The organism is Cellulomonas composti (assembly GCF_007990245.1).
Lineage (GTDB): Bacteria > Actinomycetota > Actinomycetes > Actinomycetales > Cellulomonadaceae > Cellulomonas > Cellulomonas composti.
The window spans coordinates 96,018-113,872 of the sequence record NZ_BJWG01000009.1 but is presented as its reverse complement, the minus strand read 5'-3'; the positions used below and the strand labels follow the sequence as shown (position 1 = coordinate 113,872).

Annotated in this window: 14 protein-coding genes; 11 read left to right on the top strand and 3 right to left on the bottom strand. The window is 71.5% G+C overall.

Annotation, left to right across the window (positions count from 1 at the left end):
* Positions 1-91 precede the first annotated feature (91 nt).
* From CCO02nite_RS10955 to CCO02nite_RS10935, 5 genes are all read left to right on the top strand, one after another.
* Positions 92-1,654: a sugar ABC transporter ATP-binding protein gene (locus tag CCO02nite_RS10955; RefSeq protein WP_146843181.1), complete on the top strand. Its 1,563-nt coding sequence runs from the start codon at positions 92-94 to the stop codon at positions 1,652-1,654.
* A gap of 59 nt (positions 1,655-1,713) precedes the next feature.
* A complete protein-coding gene (locus tag CCO02nite_RS10950; protein ID WP_146843221.1) occupies positions 1,714-2,718 on the top strand; it encodes an ABC transporter permease in 1,005 nt (334 codons plus the stop codon).
* 87 nt (positions 2,719-2,805) lie between these two features.
* Complete coding sequence (locus CCO02nite_RS10945; protein ID WP_146843180.1) at positions 2,806-3,867, top strand: substrate-binding domain-containing protein; 1,062 nt, start codon at positions 2,806-2,808, stop codon at positions 3,865-3,867.
* Positions 3,868-4,028: 161 nt separating this feature from the next.
* Positions 4,029-5,183, top strand: a complete 1,155-nt coding sequence (locus CCO02nite_RS10940) for a Gfo/Idh/MocA family protein (RefSeq protein WP_146843220.1) — start codon at positions 4,029-4,031, stop codon at positions 5,181-5,183.
* Positions 5,184-5,185: 2 nt separating this feature from the next.
* Positions 5,186-6,187, top strand: a complete 1,002-nt coding sequence (locus CCO02nite_RS10935; RefSeq protein WP_146843179.1) for a sugar phosphate isomerase/epimerase family protein — start codon at positions 5,186-5,188, stop codon at positions 6,185-6,187.
* A gap of 9 nt (positions 6,188-6,196) precedes the next feature.
* On the opposite strand, the gene CCO02nite_RS10930 is transcribed toward CCO02nite_RS10935, so the two are convergent.
* Positions 6,197-6,538, bottom strand: coding sequence for a DUF2200 domain-containing protein (locus CCO02nite_RS10930; RefSeq protein WP_146843219.1), 342 nt, complete (start codon positions 6,536-6,538; stop codon positions 6,197-6,199).
* Positions 6,539-6,609: 71 nt separating this feature from the next.
* Here CCO02nite_RS10930 and CCO02nite_RS10925 point away from each other — a divergent pair, with 71 nt between their 5' ends.
* The 6 genes from CCO02nite_RS10925 to CCO02nite_RS10900 all read left to right on the top strand — a co-directional run bounded on the left by CCO02nite_RS10925 (position 6,610) and on the right by CCO02nite_RS10900 (position 15,802).
* Entirely contained in the window at positions 6,610-7,032 is a 423-nt protein-coding gene (locus tag CCO02nite_RS10925; protein WP_146843178.1) for a pilus assembly protein CpaE, read from the top strand.
* 81 nt (positions 7,033-7,113) lie between these two features.
* A complete protein-coding gene (gene gatC, locus CCO02nite_RS10920) occupies positions 7,114-7,413 on the top strand; it encodes an Asp-tRNA(Asn)/Glu-tRNA(Gln) amidotransferase subunit GatC (RefSeq protein WP_146843177.1) in 300 nt (99 codons plus the stop codon).
* Positions 7,410-8,924 carry an Asp-tRNA(Asn)/Glu-tRNA(Gln) amidotransferase subunit GatA gene (gene gatA / locus CCO02nite_RS10915; RefSeq protein ID WP_146843176.1) on the top strand — a complete coding sequence of 505 codons (1,515 nt, stop codon included), beginning with the start codon at positions 7,410-7,412 and terminating at the stop codon, positions 8,922-8,924. The genes gatC and gatA overlap by 4 nt, the downstream gene beginning before the upstream one ends.
* The gene (gene gatB, locus CCO02nite_RS10910; RefSeq protein ID WP_146843175.1) at positions 8,921-10,429 is read left to right on the top strand and encodes an Asp-tRNA(Asn)/Glu-tRNA(Gln) amidotransferase subunit GatB; all 1,509 of its coding nucleotides are present in this window, start codon (positions 8,921-8,923) and stop codon (positions 10,427-10,429) included. Before gatA ends, gatB begins: the two co-directional genes overlap by 4 nt.
* A gap of 259 nt (positions 10,430-10,688) precedes the next feature.
* Positions 10,689-15,107 (top strand): endo-1,4-beta-xylanase, encoded by a 4,419-nt coding sequence (locus CCO02nite_RS10905; RefSeq protein WP_146843174.1) that lies wholly within the window; start codon positions 10,689-10,691, stop codon positions 15,105-15,107.
* Positions 15,108-15,256: 149 nt separating this feature from the next.
* On the top strand, positions 15,257-15,802 hold the full coding sequence (locus tag CCO02nite_RS10900; RefSeq protein ID WP_146843173.1) for a GNAT family N-acetyltransferase: 546 nt from the start codon (positions 15,257-15,259) through the stop codon (positions 15,800-15,802).
* Between the two features lie 111 nt (positions 15,803-15,913).
* Here CCO02nite_RS10900 and CCO02nite_RS10895 read toward each other — a convergent pair whose 3' ends face one another.
* A complete protein-coding gene (locus CCO02nite_RS10895; protein ID WP_146843172.1) occupies positions 15,914-16,498 on the bottom strand; it encodes a DoxX family protein in 585 nt (194 codons plus the stop codon).
* Between the two features lie 257 nt (positions 16,499-16,755).
* Positions 16,756-17,787 carry a LacI family DNA-binding transcriptional regulator gene (locus tag CCO02nite_RS10890; protein WP_246117492.1) on the bottom strand — a complete coding sequence of 344 codons (1,032 nt, stop codon included), beginning with the start codon at positions 17,785-17,787 and terminating at the stop codon, positions 16,756-16,758.
* Positions 17,788-17,855: the final 68 nt, after the last annotated feature.

Here is a 17,855-nt window from a genome sequence, read left to right as displayed (position 1 = left end):
GCGTGTTGCGCAGGTCACGGACACGTAACTATGCCACGTACAACGCAACTTTTGCTTGACGCCTGGCAGAAGTGCGCTTAGTTTCCTCGACATGGTCAACGCAGACCGCACACAACCCGGCGAACCGGGCGTGCCCACGGTTCCCGGCGAGAAGCCCGTGCTGCTCGAGATGCGCGGCATCGTCAAGCAGTTCCCCGGCGCCCGTGCCCTCGACGGCGTCGAGCTCGAGGTCCGGGCGGGTGAGGTGCACTGTCTCCTCGGCCAGAACGGCGCGGGGAAGTCCACGCTCATCAAGGTGCTCTCGGGCGCCCACCAGCCCGACGAGGGCGAGATCCTGCTCGACGGCCGGCCGGTGACGATCCCGCACCCGGTGGCCGCGCTCCGGCTCGGCATCGCGACGATGTACCAGGAGCTCGACGTCGTCGACGGTCTGACGGTCGCGGAGAACATCTTCCTGGGCCACGAGCTGTCCACCGCGGGGTTCACGCAGCGCGGCGCGGTGATCCGTCGGACGCGCGAGCTGCTGCGCCGACTCGGCCACCCGGGCATCTCGCCCCGGCGCGAGGTCGGTCGGCTGTCGGCCGCGGGCAAGCAGATCGTGTCGATGGCCCGCGCGCTGTCGCACGACGCCCGGGTGATCGTCATGGACGAGCCGTCGGCGGTGCTCGACTCGCAGGAGGTGAGCAACCTGTTCCGGGTCGTGCGCGACCTGACGCAGCAGGGAGTCGCGGTCGTCTACATCTCGCACCGGCTCGAGGAGATCCGCCAGATCGGCGACCGCATCACGGTGCTCAAGGACGGCCGGACGGTCGCCGCAGGCCTCGAGGTCGCGCAGACGTCGACCGCCGAGCTGATCCGGCTGATGACCGGCCGGACGGTCGAGTACGCGATCCCGCGCCGCCCGGAGGTCGCACCGGACGCGCCGACGCTGCTGAGCGTCGCCGGGCTCACGGTGCCCGGCGAGTTCCACGACGTGTCGTTCGACGTGCGGGCGGGCGAGGTCGTCGGGCTCGCGGGGCTCGTCGGATCCGGTCGCTCGGAGATCCTCGAGGCGGTGTTCGGCGCGCGTCGCCCGAGCGCCGGCTCGGTCGAGGTCGGCGGACGCCGGATCCGGTCGGGCGACGTGTCCGCCGCGGTCGCCGCCGGAGTCGGCCTGTGCCCCGAGGAGCGCAAGAGCCAGGGCCTGCTGCTCGACGAGCCCGTCTACCGCAACATCACGCTGTCGACGTTCGCCCGCACCGCGAACGCCGGGTTCCTCGACGAGCGCGCGGAGCGCCGCCAGGCCGTCGCGCACATCGAGGCGCTCGACGTGCGGCCCGCCCGCCCGGACCGTGCCGCGCGCACCCTCTCGGGCGGCAACCAGCAGAAGGTGCTGCTCGCGCGCTGGCTCGAGCACGGCTGCCGCGTGCTGCTGCTCGACGAGCCGACACGGGGTGTCGACGTCGGCGCCCGCGCCGAGATCTACGCGCTGATCGCGCGGCTCACGGCGGCGGGCACCGCCGTGGTGGTCGTCTCCAGCGAGATCGACGAGGTGCTCGGCCTGGCCGACCACGTCCTCGTCGTGTCCGAAGGGCGTGTGGTCCACTCCGGACCCGCGGCCCAGATCGACGAGCACCGCGTGCTCGACCTGGTGATGGAAGGAAGTGCCGCGTGAGCGAGGGCGTCGAGCGGAGCCTCGAACCGGGCGGTGCGGCCACGGCCGACGCCGTCGTCGTGACAGAGCGTGCGCAGTCCGCGTCCGGCGACGAGCGCGGCGGGCTGCTGCACGGCCCGGCTGCCCGCAACCTGGGGCTCGTGATCGCGCTGGCGCTGCTGTGCGTCGTCGGCGTGGTGACCGCGGGGGACCGGTTCGCGAGCATCGACAACATCCTGACGATCCTGCGGCTCGCGGCGATCACGGGGGTGCTGAGCATCGGGATGACGTTCGTGATCACGGGCGGCGGGATCGACCTGTCGGTCGGGTCCGTGCTCGGGCTCGCGTCGGTGTGGGCGAGCACGCTCGCGACGCAGACGATGGCGCAGGACACGCACTGGATCGTGATGGTGTTCACCGCACTGCTCGTCGGCGTCGCGTGCGGCCTGGTCAACGGCGTGCTCGTCGCCTACGGCAACGTCGTCGCGTTCATCGCGACGCTCGCGATGATGGTCGCCGCCCGCGGTCTGGCGGAGATCATCTCGAACCGTCAGACGCAGCGGGTCAAGGTCCAGGGCTTCCTCGACTTCTTCCGGGACGACTGGTTGGGCATCCCCGTGCTCGTCTGGATCTTCGCGCTCGTCTCGGCCGCGGGGTGGGTCCTGCTCAACCGGACCACGTTCGGTCGGCGCACCCTCGCGGTCGGTGGCAACCCGGAGGCCGCACGCCTCGCGGGCATCAAGGTCAAGCGCCACACGATGTACCTGTACGCGCTCGCGGGCCTGACCGCGGGCATCGGTGGGGTGATGATGCTCGGCCGCACGACGGCCGGCACGTCCACCAACGGCATGCTCTACGAGCTCGACGCGATCGCGGCGGTCGTCGTGGGCGGCACGCTGCTCGCCGGCGGCCGCGGCACGATCGTCGGCACCGTCTTCGGCGTCCTGATCTTCACGACGCTGACCAACGTCTTCACGCTGAACAACCTGTCGATCTCGGCGCAGGCCATCGCCAAGGGCGTGATCATCGTCGGCGCCGTGCTGCTCCAGCAGCGGGTCGCCGCGCGCTCCCGAGCGGGCACCTGACCGGTCCGCCCGGCCCCCTGACACCACTCCAGCACCTCCGCTGTCCCCGTCCCGTTCGACCAGCAGTACCGATCAAGGAGGATCGTCATGTCCGCACCCACGCGTCGCCGGTGGCTCACCCTGGCGGCAGGCACCGTCGCGCTCGCATTCGTCGTCGCCGGCTGCACGTCCAACGAGCCCGAGGAGTCCGAGGACACCGCGACGAACACGGCCGCGGCACCCGCCCCCGGCGGGACGAGCAACGACGAGCCGGGCGACAAGGTCGTCATCGGGTTCTCCGCACCGGCCGCCGACCACGGCTGGATGGCCGCGATCACCAAGGCCGCGCAGGCCACGGCCGAGGAGTACTCGGACGTCGAGCTGCGCGTCGCCGAGGCCACCAACGACACCAACCTGCAGATCAGCCAGATCGAGGGCTTCATCAACGACGGTGTCGACGCGATCGTGCTGCTGCCGTTCGACGGCGCGGCCCTGACCGACATCGCGATCGAGGCGATGCAGAAGGGCATCGTCGTCGTGAACGTCGACCGTGAGTTCTCCGACCCGAACGCCGCACGCGTCACGGTCCTCGGCGACAACTACGGCATGGGCGTCAGCGCGGGCTCGTACATCTGCGACCAGCTCGGCGGGAAGGCCGACGCGAAGATCGCCGAGATCGCCGGCATCGACTCGCTGCCGCTCACGCAGGACCGCAGCCAGGGCTTCGCCGACGCGCTCGCGACGTGCGGCCTCGAGGTGAGCAACCGCGTCCCCGCCGACTTCACGGCCCAGGGTGGCGAGGCCGCCGCGGCCAACCTGCTGCAGGCCGCGCCGCACCTCGACGCGATCTGGAACCACGACGACGACCAGGGCGTCGGCGTGATGGCGGCGATCGAGGCCGCGGGCCGCGACGAGTTCTTCATGGTCGGCGGCGCCGGCTCCAAGCAGGTCATGGAGTCGATCAAGGCCGACGACTCCGTGCTCAAGGCGACCGTCATCTACCCGTCGACGCAGGCGGCCGACGGCATCAAGCTCGCGCGGCTCGTCGTGCAGGGCAAGTCGATGTCCGACCTCGTCGAGGTCGAGGTGCCGCGCAAGATCCAGCTGTTCGCACCCGTGGTGACCAAGGACAACGTCGACCGGTACCTGCCGACGGCCTTCGAGTCCTGACGGCCGGCCGGAGGGCGGGCGGTGGGGCGCCCGTCCTCCGGTGAGTCGTCCCGACGAACAGCTCGACGGCGCCGATCGGCGCCAAGGTTCCACGAGGAGGGACCGTGACAGCAGAAGGATCCGCGACCGCAGAGGCCGCCCGGCCGCGTCTGGGCGTCGGGATGGTCGGCTACGCGTTCATGGGCGTCGCGCACTCGCACGCGTGGCGCACCGCCCCCCGCTTCTTCGACCTGCCGCTGGCGGTCGACATGGCGGTCGTCGCCGGGCGTGACCAGGCGAAGGTCAGGGCGGCCGCCGAGCGGCTCGGCTGGCGTGACACGGAGTCCGACTGGAAGGCGCTCGTCGACCGCGACGACGTCGATCTCGTCGACGTGTGCACACCCGGCGACACGCACGCGGACATCGCGATCGCGGCGCTCGCCGCGGGCAAGCACGTGCTGTGCGAGAAGCCGCTGGCGAACTCGGTCGCCGAGGCCGAGGCGATGGTCGCGGCGGCGTCGGCCGCGCCGGACCTCGTCGCGATGGTGGGCTTCACGTACCGCCGCGTGCCGGCGGTGCAGCTCGCCCGGCAGCTCGTGCTCGACGGCCGGATCGGCCAGATCCGGCACGTGCGCGCGCAGTATCTGCAGGACTGGATCGCGGACCCCCAGACCCCGTTGTCGTGGCGGCTGGACCGCACGAAGGCGGGTTCGGGTGCGCTCGGGGACATCGGCGCGCACGTCGTCGATCTCGCGCAGTTCGTCACGGGTGAGCAGGTCACGGGCGTGTCGGCGGTCCTCGAGACGTTCGTGCGCGAACGTCCCGTGGCCGACGACTTCACCGGACTGACGGGTACGTCGTCGGGCACGGGTGCCACCGGCGAGGTGACCGTCGACGACGCCGCGCTGTTCCTGGGCCGGATGTCCGGGGGCGGGCTCGCGTCGTTCGAGGCGACCCGGTTCGCCTACGGGCGCAAGAACGCGATCCGCCTCGAGATCAACGGGTCGCAGGGTTCGGTCGCGTTCGACTTCGAGGACATGAACGTCCTGCACTTCTTCGACGCGAACGACCCCGTCGCCACGGCCGGCTTCCGCCGGATCGTCGTGACGGAGCCCGAGCACGCCTACGTGGCGGCGTGGTGGCCCGCCGGCCATGGTCTCGGGTACGAGCATGCGTTCACGCACCAGGCCGTCGACCTGGTGCGCGGGATCGCCGCGGGCGTCACGCCCGCACCGACGTTCGCGGACGGCCTGCAGGTCCAGCGCGTCCTGGACGCGGTCGAGCGCTCGGCCGCGGCGAACAGCCTGTGGACACCGACGACGAACGAGGAGAGCTGACCATGGCGCGACCGATCACCCTGTTCACGGGCCAGTGGGCCGACCTGCCGTTCGAGGAGGTCGCGCGGCTCGCCGCGGGCTGGGGCTACGACGGGCTCGAGATCGCCTGCTGGGGCGACCACCTGGACCCGTGGCGCTGGGACGACGACGACTACGTCGAGTCCCGTCGGGAGATCCTCGAGCGGTACGGGCTCCAGGTCTGGGCGATCTCCAACCACCTCAAGGGGCAGGCGGTGTGCGACGACCCGATCGACCAGCGCCACCGCGACATCCTGCCGGACGTCGTCTGGGGCGACGGCGACCCCGAGGGCGTCCGGCAGCGCGCCGCGGAGGAGATGAAGCACACGGCCCGTCTCGCGGCGCGGCTCGGCGTCGACACCGTGGTCGGCTTCACCGGCTCGTCGATCTGGAAGTACGTCGCGATGTTCCCGCCGGTGTCCGAGGCTGCGGTCGCGGCCGGCTACCAGGACTTCGCGGACCGCTGGAACCCGATCCTCGACGTGTTCGACGAGGTCGGCGTGCGGTTCGCGCACGAGGTGCACCCGAGCGAGATCGCCTACGACTACTGGACGACCGTCGCGACCCTCGACGCGATCGGCCACCGCAAGGCGTTCGGGCTGAACTGGGACCCGAGCCACTTCATCTGGCAGCAGCTCGACCCGGTGGACTTCATCCTCGAGTTCCGGGACCGGATCTACCACGTCGACTGCAAGGACGTGAAGGTCCGGCTCGGCAACGGCCGCAACGGGCGGCTGTCGTCGCACCTGCCCTGGGCGGACCTGCGTCGCGGCTGGGACTTCGTCTCGACGGGTCGCGGCGACGTGCCGTGGGAGGCGTCGTTCCGCGCGCTCAACCAGATCGGCTACGACGGCCCGATCTCCGTGGAGTGGGAGGACGCCGGCATGGACCGGCTCGTCGGCGCGCCCGAGGCGCTGGAGTTCGTCCGACGCAACGCGTTCGACGCGCCCGCGGCGGCCTTCGACGCGGCGTTCAGCGCGCGCTGACCGGCCTGCTCACGTCCGGAGCACCTTCGTCATCGGGCGCCCCTGGGCGAGCTCGTCGACGAGCTTGTCCAGGTAGCGGATCTGCTGCGTCAGCGGGTCCTCGATGTCCTCGACCCGCACGCCGCACACCACGCCGGTGATCCGTGCCGCGTGCGGGTGCAGGTGCGCGCCGGCGAAGAAGTCCTCGAACGTGGTGCCCGCGTCGAGGTGGGCGTGCAGCGCGGGCCCGTCGTACCCGGTCAGCCACCCGATCGCCTCGTCGAGCTCGTCGGTCGTGCGGCCCTTGCGCTCGACCTTCGTGACGTAGTGCGGGTACACCGCGGACACGGGCATGCGGAAGACGCGCCTCATGTTCGCGCTCGCTCCCGTGCTCATCGCCATGTGAGCGAGACTAGCCGCGGCGGCTCGGCGATACTGGGGTGGTGATCAGCGTCGAGCTCGCCCTGCGGCTGCGGGAGACCGGGCTGCGCTGGCGGCCCGAGTCGGGCGACCGGTTCGTGGTGCTGCAGCCGGAGCTGGACCACGAGATCTTCACGATCAGCGAGATGACGATCGAGGCTCACCACTACCCGACGGGCACGGTGCTCGGCTTCAACGGCACCACGGAGTGGGCGCTCGACTCGGTGGCCGAGGAGGACGCGCTCTGGCTGCCGCGCGAGGACCAGCTCCGCGACCTGCTCGGCGCGACGTTCCGCAGCCTGGCCCGGTCGACGATGGACACCTACCAGGTGGTCGTCGAGCGCGGAGGGCACTTCGAGGAGTCGTTCTGGGGCGACACCGCCGCGGAGGCCTACGCGCTCGCGGTGCTCGCGCTCGTCTCGGCCGCGGTGGACCGCCCGTCGTAGCCGGCCCGAGCCGGGGGAACCCGCGGTCGGCCGGCTGGACGGCCCGCTGGTCGGCCGGTCGGCCCGTCTAGACTCCTGGGCATGTCCTCCCTCTCTCGCGACGAGGTCGCGCGCGTGGCGGGGCTCGCCCGGATCGACCTGACGCCCGCGGAGCTCGACCGGCTCGCGGGCGAGCTCGACGTGATCGTCGAGTCGGTCGCGCGCGTGAGCGAGATCGCCACGCCGGACGTGCCCGCCACCAGCCACCCCCTGCCGCTGACCAACGTCTTCCGTCCCGACGTGCCGGTGCCGACCGTGGACCGCGACGCGGTGCTCGCCGCGGCGCCCGCCGCGCAGGACGGCAAGTTCCTCGTCCCGCAGATCCTGGGGGAGGACGCATGAGCGACCTGACGAGGCTCAGTGCCGCGGCGCTCGCGGAGCGGCTGCGCTCGGGTGAGGTCTCCTCGGTCGAGGCGACGCGCGCGCACCTGGACCGCATCGCGGCCGTCGACGGTGCGGTGCACGCGTTCCTGCACGTGTCCGACGAGGACGCGTTGGCGACTGCCGCCGACATCGATGCCCGCCGCGCGGCGGGCGAGGAGCTGCACCTACTCGCGGGCGTGCCGATCGCGGTCAAGGACGTCGTGGTGACCAAGGGCGTGCCGACCACGGCCGGCTCGCGCATCCTCGAGGGCTGGTTGCCGCCGTACGACGCCACGCTCGTCGGGCGGATCAAGGCCGCGGGCCTGCCGATCCTCGGCAAGACGAACATGGACGAGTTCGCGATGGGCAGCTCGACCGAGCACTCCGCGTACGGCAACACGCACAACCCGTGGGACCTGACGCGCATCCCGGGCGGGTCGGGTGGCGGTTCGGCCGCGGCCGTCGCCGCGTACGAGGCGCCGCTCGCGATCGGCACGGACACCGGCGGCTCGATCCGCCAGCCGGCGGCCGTCACGGGGAGCGTCGGCGTCAAGCCGACCTACGGCTCGGTCTCGCGGTACGGGCTCATCGCGCTCGCGAGCAGCCTCGACCAGGCCGGGCCGGTCACGCGCACGGTCCTGGACAGCGCGCTGCTGCACGAGCTCATCGGCGGGCACGACCCGCTCGACTCGACGTCGATCGCCGAGCCGCTGCCGGACCTCGTCGGGGCGGCCCGCCTGGGCGCGAACCGGGACCTGTCGGGTGTGCGCGTCGGTGTGATCACCGAGCTGCAGGGCGAGGGCTACCAGCCGGGTGTGCTCGCGCGGTTCCACGAGTCGCTCGAGCTGCTGCAGCGTGCCGGTGCGCAGGTCGTCGAGGTGTCCTGCCCGCACTTCACGTACGCGCTCGCGGCCTACTACCTGATCCTGCCGGCGGAGGCGTCGAGCAACCTGGCGAAGTTCGACGGCATGCGCTTCGGGCTGCGCGTCGAGCCGAGCGAGGGCCCCGTGACCGCCGAGCGCGTGATGGGCGCGACGCGTGGCCAGGGCTTCGGCGACGAGGTCAAGCGGCGCATCATCCTCGGCACGTACGCGCTGTCGGCGGGCTACTACGACGCCTACTACGGCAGCGCGCAGAAGGTCCGCACGCTCATCCAGCGGGACTTCGCCGCGGCGTTCGAGCAGGCGGACGTGCTCGTCTCGCCCACCGCGCCGACGACCGCGTTCAAGCTGGGCGAGAAGCTCGACGACCCGTTGGCGATGTACCTCAACGACGTCGCGACGATCCCCGCGAACCTCGCGGGCGTGCCGGGGCTGTCGCTGCCCTCGGGCCTGTCGGACGACGGCCTGCCCGCCGGCTTCCAGGTGCTGGCCCCGGCCAAGGCCGACGACCGGCTGTACCGCGTGGGAGCGGCGCTCGAGGCGCTGCTCGAGGACGAGTGGGGCGGTCCGCTGCTCGCGCAGGCCCCGGAGCTGGAGGTCGCCCGATGAGCCGCGCAACCGTCGACCTGGTCGACTACGACGAGGCCGTGGCCCGGTTCGACCCGGTCATCGGTATCGAGGTGCACGTCGAGCTCGGCACCCGCACCAAGATGTTCGACGGTGCGCCGGCGGGCTTCGGCGAGGAGCCGAACACGTCCGTCACGCCCGTCTCGCTCGGGCTGCCCGGCAGCCTGCCCGTGGTCAACGGGACGGCCGTCGAGTACGCGATCCGGATCGGGCTCGCGCTGAACTGCTCGATCGCGCAGACCTGCCGGTTCGCGCGGAAGAACTACTTCTACCCGGACGTGCCGAAGAACTTCCAGACGTCGCAGTACGACGAGCCGATCGCGTACGACGGCTACGTCGACGTCGAGCTCGAGGACGGGACCGTGTTCCGCGTCGAGGTCGAGCGCGCGCACATGGAGGAGGACGCCGGCAAGAACACGCACGTCGGCGGCGCGACCGGTCGCATCCACGGCGCGGAGTACTCGCTCGTGGACTACAACCGGGCGGGCATCCCGCTCGTCGAGATCGTGACGCGCCCCATCACGGGAGCCGGGGCGCGTGCGCCCGAGGTCGCGCGCGCGTACGTGCAGACGCTGCGCGACCTGTTCCGGGCGCTCGAGGTGTCCGAGGCGCGCATGGAGCGCGGCAACGTCCGCGCGGACGTCAACGTGTCGCTGCGCGCGACGCCGACGAGCCCGCTCGGCACGCGCACCGAGACCAAGAACGTCAACTCGTTCCGCTCGGTCGATCGCGCCGTGCGCTACGAGGTCTCCCGGCAGGCGGCCGTGCTCGACGCGGGCGGCTCGATCGTGCAGGAGACCCGGCACTGGCACGAGGACACGGGTTCGACGACGAGCGGGCGCGTGAAGTCGGACGCGGAGGACTACCGGTACTTCCCGGAGCCCGACCTGGTGCCGATCGCGCCGGACCGGGCGTGGGTCGAGCAGATCCGCGCCGCGCTGCCGGAGCTGCCCGCGGCTCGTCGTCGCCGGCTGCAGGGGGAGTGGGGCTACGCGGACGCCGAGATGCGTGACGTGGTCAACGCGGGTGCGATCGAGCTGATCGAGGCGACCGTGGCGGCGGGCGCCGCGCCGGCCGCGGCCCGCAAGTGGTGGATGGGCGAGCTGGCCCGCACCGCCAAGGAGCGCGAGATCGAGCTCGCCGACCTGCCGATCACTCCGGCGCAGATCGGCGCGCTGCAGGGTCTGGTCGACTCGGGCCGACTCAACGACAAGCTCGCCCGCCAGGTGCTCGAGGGCGTGCTCGCGGGCGAGGGCGACCCCGACACGGTCGTCGCGGCCCGCGGGCTCGAGATCGTCTCCGACGACGGTCCCCTGCTCGCCGCGATCGACGAGGCACTGGCCGCCCAGCCGGACGTCGCGGACAAGATCCGGTCCGGCAACCTCGGCCCGGTCGGCGCCGTCATCGGTGCGGTCATGAAGGCCACGCGCGGGCAGGCCGACGCAGCGCGCGTGCGTGAGCTCGTGCTCGAGCGCGTCGGAGCCTGACGCCCCGACGCCACCCGTCCCGACGACGACGCCCCGCTCGCCCTCCTGGGCGGCGGGGCGTCGTCGTCGGGACCTCGTCGTGCCCGCGAGCACCGCGCGGAGCCGGCCGGTCGGGGCCCTCGACACCCGATCCCCCACGATGGTCACGCTCCCATCGATAACGGTATCGAAATCGTTATCCGAAAACTCTTCGAAATGACAGCGAGCCGGGTTAGCCTCGCCGCAACCGACACCGGCCGGGTCACGCAAAGGAGCGTTGATGTCTACTGGAACCACCGTGCGCCGCAGGCGAGGAGTTGCGCTGGCCGCAACCGTCGCGCTGGTGCTCACCCCACTGGTCGGGGTGACCACCGTCGCGACCGCCGCAGACGGAAGCACGACCACGCTGTTGTCCGTCAACTTCGACGACGGGACCAAGGGCACGCTCGGGCAGTCCGGGGCGGCGGGCACGTACGTCGACCTCGGGGCGGGCAACAAGGCCTACCAGGTCCACCGCGCGGCGAGCTACGACGGTCTGGACACCCCGGCGGGGCTGCTGGACGGCCTCGAGGCCGGCACGGTCGTGACCGTCTCGGCGCAGGCGCGCATCGTCTCGGGTGACACGAACGTCCCGGCGCGCTGGGTCACCAAGCCCGGCTACTCGTGGCTGGGCACCGACGTGACGCTGACCTCCGAGTGGAAGACCGTCACGACGCAGTACACGATCCCCGAGACGAGCCCGCAGTCCCAGTTCTTCTTCGGCACCGGCCCCTACCCGGAGCCCACCCCCGCGCTCGACTTCACCTACCAGCTCGACGACGTCGTCGTCTCCGTGCCGGGCGAGCCCGGCACCCCCGAGCCCACGGTGGTCCTGTCGAACGACTTCGAGTCGTCGACCGCTCCCTGGGGTGCGCGCAACTCGACGGTCGCCGCGACGGACACCGAGGCGCACGGCGGCGCGCACAGCCTGCTGGTCTCGGGCCGCGGCGCCAACTGGGCCGGCACGGAGGCCGACCTCCTGAGCACGCTCGAGGCGGGCAAGGAGTACCAGGTCTCCGCCTGGGTCAAGCTCCCGACCGGGACCGCCGGCGCGTCCGCGATCAAGATCACGGCCGTCACCAGCACCGGCGACGGCGACTCGTACAACGCCGTGACCACCTCACCTTCCGCGACCGCGGACGGCTGGGTCGAGCTCACCGGGACGTACACGCCGGCCGCGGACCTCACCAAGCTGGTGTTCTACTTCGAGGCTGCGGACATCGACACCACCCACCCGAGCTTCCTCGTGGACGACGTGCTGATCCTCGGCCCGGCCGGCGAGGTCGAGCCCCCGGTGGGCACCGAGCCGCTCGTCGAGACCGACTTCGAGACGGGCACGCTCGAGGGCTGGGCGCTGCGCGCCGACGAGCACGGTGACCCCGTCGTGGCGGTCACGGACGAGCTCGCGCACGGCGGCACGTACTCCGCGCGTGTCTCGGAGCGCCCCTCGCAGGGCGCCGGCCTGCAGTACCCGGTCACGGAGACCGCGGTCGCCGGCGCGTCGTACGACGTCTCGGCGTGGGTCCGGTTCGAGGGCACGCCGGGCGACATGACCCTCTCCTCGCGCACGCTCACGGGTGAGACCGCCAAGTACTCGAACCTCGTGCAGTTCACGGGCTTGTCGTCGAGCAGCTGGGTGCACGTGACCGGCACGTTCACCATGCCGGCGTTCGAGACGGCGGCCGAGCTCTACTTCGAGACGAAGTACACGAGCACGGGCCTGGGCAACACCTCCACGTTCGTGATCGACGACATCGCGGTGACGCCGACCCCCGACGTGGCGATCGAGGACCTGACGCCGCTCAAGGACACGGTCGACTTCCCGGTCGGCGTGGCGATCGACTCGCGGGAGACCGCGGGCACCGCCTCGCAGCTGCTGCTCAAGCACTTCGACCAGGTGACCTCCGAGAACTACATGAAGGTCGAGGCCTGGTACTCGGGCACGGGGGTGGACACGTTCCGCCTGCACCCCGAGGCGAAGACCCTCATGGACTACGCGGCCGAGAACGAGCTGAACGTCTACGGCCACACGCTCGCCTGGCACAGCCAGACGCCGGCCTGGTTCTTCCAGGACGACGAGGGCAACGACCTGGCACCCGACGCGCTGCGCCAGCGGCTGCACGACCACATCTTCAACGTCGCCCAGGCCCTGTCCGACGAGTACGGCGCGTTCGGCTCGGACGGCAACCCGCTGGTCGCGTTCGACGTGGTCAACGAGGTCGTCAACGACGGCACGTCCAACCCCGACGGCATGCGTGAGAGCAAGTGGTACCAGATCCTCGGTGAGGAGTTCGTCGACGACGCCTTCCAGTACGCGAACGAGGCGTTCAACGACGAGTACGCGGCCGAGGGCGTCGAGCACCCCGTGACGCTCTTCATCAACGACTACAACACCGAGCAGACCGGTAAGCGTGCGCGCTACAAGGCGCTCGTCGAGCGGCTGATCGCGCGTGACGTCCCGATCGACGGCGTGGGCCACCAGTTCCACGTGGCGCTCTCGACGCCGGTGAGCTCGCTCGACGACGCGATCGCCGACTTCGAGGGGATCGAGACGGCGTCCGGCCGACCGCTGGTGCAGGCCGTCACCGAGCTCGACGTGTTCGTCGGCTCGGCGGACACCGCGAAGTCGATCGACCAGGGCTACTACTACGAGGCCGCGTTCGACGCGTTCCGCGAGCACGCCTCGAGCCTGTTCTCGGTGACGGTGTGGGGCCTGACGGACGGCCGCTCGTGGCGGGCGTCGGGCAACGGCAAGCCGCTGCTGTTCAACGACAACTTCTCCGCGAAGCCGGCGTTCTTCGGGGCGGCCGACCTCGGTCTGCCGGCCGCGATCCGCAGCGCCACGGCGTTCGCGGCCGACGAGGACGGCGACTACTCGAGCTCGTCGGGCCAGTGGCAGCGACTGCCGCTGAACCCGGTGGGGGAGAAGGCCGGCTTCCAGCTGCGCTGGACGCCCGAGGGTCTGACGGTCTACGTGGACGTCGACGACGCGACGGTGGACGACACCGACGCGGTCGTGCTCGAGACCCCCGACGGCGCGGTGTCGTTCGGGCGTGACGGCACGGGTGACGTCGACGGCACGGCGACCGAGCGCACCGGCGGCTGGACGGCCGTCGTCGAGCTGCCTGTCGACTCTCTCGTCGAGGGCGGTGCGGTCGACCTCGACGTGCGCGTCGTGGACGGTGCGACGACCACGGCGTGGAACTCGCCGGACGTGCTGGGCAGCATCGCGCTGGCCGAGCCGCTCTCGTTCGGCGAGGTGCACGAGGCGACGACCGCCCCGAGCATCGACGGTGACGTCGACGCGCAGTGGTCCACCGCGGGCACGCTCGTGAGCGCCAAGCACACGTCGGGCTCGGGCACGGCCGAGGGCTCCTTCCGGACCCTGTGGAACGGCAGCACGCTCTACGTCCTGGCGGACGTGACCGATGCCGACGTCGACACGACGGGCTCCGACCCGTGGACGAAGGACTCGGTCGAGATCTACGTCGACGGCGGCAACGTGAAGAACGGCTCCTACCGGTACGACGACACCCAGATCCGCATCGACGCGGACGGAGCGGTGTCGTTCGGCACGGGCGACGAGACGTTCCAGCGGAACCGGCTGACCTCGGCGGTCGTCCGCACGGACGACGGCTACCGCGTCGAGGCGGCGATCAGCCTCCTCGAGTACGGCGGGACCGGCACGTTCCACGGCCTGGACCTGCAGGTCAACGACGCCTCGGGTGGGGTTCGCAACGGGATCACCAACTGGGCCGACCCGACGGGTCGGGGCTACCAGTCCACCGGCCACTGGGGTGTCGTCGAGCTGGTCGGCCCGGGTGCGCCCGTGGCCGTGGCCCCTGTCGTCACCCAGCAGCCGGAGACGACGATCACCGCGCCGCTCGGCAGCACGGTGACGATCGTGACGGCGGCGTCCGGCACGCCGGCACCGACCGTCTCGTGGGAGATCCGTCGCCCGGGCAAGGACTGGGCAGCGGTCGCGGGCAGCAAGCCCTCGCGGTCGCTCGTGCTCACGGCGGCCCTGGACGGTGCGTCGTACCGCGCGACGTACACCAACTCGGCCGGTACGGTCACGACGCAACCGGCGACGGTGCGCGTGGCCCGGGTCAAGCCGGTCGTCACGTCGCAGCCGGTCTCGGTGAGCGGTGAGTACGGCAGCGTCGTGACGGTGTCGGCGGCCGCGAGCGGCTACCCGAACCCGAAGGTCACGTGGCAGAAGCGCGTGCCCGGCTCGTCCACGTGGGTGGCGATCCCGAGCGCGACGTCCCGCACGCTCAAGGTCAAGCTCTACGGCTCGACCGACGGGCTGCGGGTGCGGGCCGTGTTCACCAACGGCTCGGGCCAGGCCGTGACGAAGGTCGCCACGGTCCGGGTCGTGCGGACGACTCCGACGATCACCGCACAGCCCTCGTCGACGACGGTCGCCGCGTGGGCCAAGGCCCGGTTCGAGGTCACCGTCGCGGGTTATCCGAAGCCGCGGCTGCAGTGGTTCGAGAAGCGGGCCGGTGCCACGGCGTGGACGCCGCTGGCCGGCGCGACGTCAGCCACGCTGAACGTCACCGCCTCGCCGACGCGTAACGGTGCGCTCTACCGCGTCGTCGCGACGAACGACAGCGGCACGGCGACGAGCAAGGCGGTGCGCCTGACGGTCTCCTGACCTGGCTCGTCAGGGGTCCCGTCCCGGGACCACCCGCCCCGCGGCCCGCCGATCGTCGTCTCCTCCCGACGACCGGCGGGCCGCGGGCGTGTCGTCGCCTGGGTGCAATAGCCTGCCAGGACGCGCTCGGCTCGGACGGGGAGGTCGCGATGGACAAGCCCACGCTGCAGGGCGAGATGCTGGTGCTGCGGCCCATACGTGCCGAGGACTCGGAGGCCATGTGGGACCTGGTCACGGACGCCGAGGGCACGCGCCTGACCGGGACGACGGCGGCGTACACGCGCGAGCAGGTCGACGCCTGGTGCGCGAGCCGTGCGACGGCCGGGGGCCGGTTCGACTTCGCGGTCACCGTGCACGGCAACGACGACTTCCTGGGCGAGATCGTCCTGAACGAGATCGACGAGGTCACGCGCAGCGCCAACCTCCGCCTCGCGATGCGGCCGTCCTACCGTGGTCGTGGCTACGGCACCGAGGGGATCCTGCTCGTGCTGGGCTTCGCGTTCGACGGGCTCGGGCTGCACCGCGTCGAGCTCGACGTGCTCGCGATCAACGCCCGCGCCAAGTCGCTCTACGAGAACATCGGCTTCCGGGTCGAGGGCCGGCGGCGCGACGCCTACCGCGACGGCGAGGGATTCTGCGACGCGATCTGCATGGGGATGCTCGAGGACGAGTACCGGGCGATGAGCTCGGACTGACAGCCCGGTCGGCGGCCTGCGCCGGGCACAGCACAGGCGAGAGGCCCGCGGTTCCCGACGGAGCCGCGGGCCTCTCGCCTGTCCGACCTGAGGGATGGCCGGGAGCTCAGATCAGCGCAGCCAGCCCTGCGACTGCACGATCGGCAGGTTCGCCCACTTCTTCCCGAGGCCCCACGTGTCGCCCGCGAAGGTCAGCGCGACGATGACGAGGACCAGCGCGTAGATCACGTGGTAGTCGACCAGGGGGTTGGTGGAGCCCTGGGCCAGCGGCCACTCGGCGAGCCACATCATCGCCATGACGAACGAGCCGACGGCGGCGGAGACGCGCAGGCCGACACCGAGCATCACCGCGGCACCGACGCCGAGCATCGACAGCATGAACAGCCAGTCCGCCAGCGGGCTGGCGAGGTTCGCGAAGAAGTCCTTGAACGGGCCGGAGGCACCGAACTTCATGAAGCCCTGGGCGGGGGTGCCACCCTCGAGCCACGACTTGGAGGGCTCGCCCTCGGCGACCGGGGCGCCCGTCGAGTAGTGCAGGCCGAACGTCTTGTCGAGGAACGCCCAGAGGAAGATGAAGCCCGTGGCGAGCCGGGTGACGGCCAGCATCACGCGAGCCTTCGACGACGTGACGACGGACTCCTCGGTGACCACCGCGGCGGTCGAGGTCGTGTCCGCCGCCTGCGAGATTGCGGTCATGGCGATTCTTCTTCCTGTGCGTTCGGCGCCGTCTGCGCCGCCCACATGAACTCTTGTGCACACGCACCGCTGTGCCGCGGGACGTTTGTCCTCACTTCGTTCACAGGTCCTTCACATCCGGGCGCGCAGGCTCGTCGGACCTGCCGGGCGCGCTCGTCGGAACTGTCGGGCGCGCTCGTCGGACCTGTCGGGCAGGCTCGTCGGACCTGCCGGGCGAGCGTGGGGGAGGGCGGCCGCGCGGGGTAGCGCGCGGGTGCTCAGGCGAGCCGGCGGCAGGAGGCGCGGACGACGAGCTCGGTGGGCAGCCGCACGTGGGTGGCGGTCACCGGCTCGGTGCGGTTCTCGTCGAGCAGGTCGACGAGCAGGGCGAGCGCACGAGCGCCCATGTCCCGCAGGGGCTGGCTGACGGTCGTCAGCGGGGGGTTGCACAGCGCAGACTCGGGGACGTTGTCGAAGCCGATCACCGACAGGTCGTCCGGCACCGCGATGCCGAGTTCGGTCGCGACGTCGATGAGGTGGATCGCCGACAGGTCGTTGGCGGCGAACACCGCGGTGGGTCGGTCGGGCAGCGAGAGCAGCTCGCGCGCGGGCGCGTCGGCCGTGTCGGCCCGGTAGCCGCCCACGCGCACCAGGTGCTCCTCGACGGGGATGCCGGCGCTCGCCATCGCCTGCCGGAAGCCGGCCTCGCGCAGCCGGGAGGACTCGAGGTCCGGCCGGCCGCCGAGCATGCCGATGCGCCGGTGCCCGAGCTCGACGAGGTAGCGGGTCGCGAGGATCGCGCCCTCGAGGTTGTCGGAGTCGACCGTCGGCAGCCCGGACGGGCCGGTGTGCGGGTCGACCGCGACGACCGGGATGCCCTGCGCGGCGTCGACGACCGTCGGGGTGACGATGATCGCGCCGTCGATGAGGGTGCCGCCCAGCCGGGACAGGTAGCGGCGCTCCCAGCCGACGTCGCCCCCGCGCGCGCCGCCCGAGTAGGCGAGCAGCTCGTAGCCGGTCGAGGAGACGGCCGCGGACGCGCCCTTGAGGAGCTCGGTGGAGAACGGCTCGAACTCGGCGACGAGGATCCCGAGCACGTTCGTCCGGTGGCTGCGCAGGCTGCTGGCGCCCAGACTGGCCTCGTAACCGAGCTCCTCGATCACCTGCTGGACACGGTCGGTCGTGCCCTGCGCGACGCCGTAGCGCCCGTTGACGACCTTCGACACGGTCGCGACCGACACCCCCGCCGCTCGTGCGACGTCGGACATCTTGACGCGGGCTCCCTGGTCCACGAGGTGATCGTAGTGCATCGTTTGTATAACGGTTTCGATAACGGTATCGATAACGATTGACGGGGCGGCCCCGAGCGGGTGAGACT

What these genes read in the sequence shown, in the direction of transcription:
- CCO02nite_RS10955 (WP_146843181.1), top strand. Translation starts at nt 92, where the DNA reads ATGGTCAACGCAGACCGCACACAACCCGGCGAACCGGGCGTGCCCACG.
- CCO02nite_RS10945 (WP_146843180.1), top strand. Translation starts at nt 2,806, where the DNA reads ATGTCCGCACCCACGCGTCGCCGGTGGCTCACCCTGGCGGCAGGCACC.
- CCO02nite_RS10940 (WP_146843220.1), top strand. Translation starts at nt 4,029, where the DNA reads ATGGTCGGCTACGCGTTCATGGGCGTCGCGCACTCGCACGCGTGGCGC.
- CCO02nite_RS10935 (WP_146843179.1), top strand. Translation starts at nt 5,186, where the DNA reads ATGGCGCGACCGATCACCCTGTTCACGGGCCAGTGGGCCGACCTGCCG.
- CCO02nite_RS10930 (WP_146843219.1), bottom strand. Translation starts at nt 6,538, where the DNA reads ATGAGGCGCGTCTTCCGCATGCCCGTGTCCGCGGTGTACCCGCACTAC.
- gatC (WP_146843177.1), top strand. Translation starts at nt 7,114, where the DNA reads ATGTCCTCCCTCTCTCGCGACGAGGTCGCGCGCGTGGCGGGGCTCGCC.
- gatA (WP_146843176.1), top strand. Translation starts at nt 7,410, where the DNA reads ATGAGCGACCTGACGAGGCTCAGTGCCGCGGCGCTCGCGGAGCGGCTG.
- gatB (WP_146843175.1), top strand. Translation starts at nt 8,921, where the DNA reads ATGAGCCGCGCAACCGTCGACCTGGTCGACTACGACGAGGCCGTGGCC.
- CCO02nite_RS10905 (WP_146843174.1), top strand. Translation starts at nt 10,689, where the DNA reads ATGTCTACTGGAACCACCGTGCGCCGCAGGCGAGGAGTTGCGCTGGCC.
- CCO02nite_RS10900 (WP_146843173.1), top strand. Translation starts at nt 15,257, where the DNA reads ATGGACAAGCCCACGCTGCAGGGCGAGATGCTGGTGCTGCGGCCCATA.
- CCO02nite_RS10895 (WP_146843172.1), bottom strand. Translation starts at nt 16,498, where the DNA reads ATGACCGCAATCTCGCAGGCGGCGGACACGACCTCGACCGCCGCGGTG.
- CCO02nite_RS10890 (WP_246117492.1), bottom strand. Translation starts at nt 17,787, where the DNA reads ATGCACTACGATCACCTCGTGGACCAGGGAGCCCGCGTCAAGATGTCC.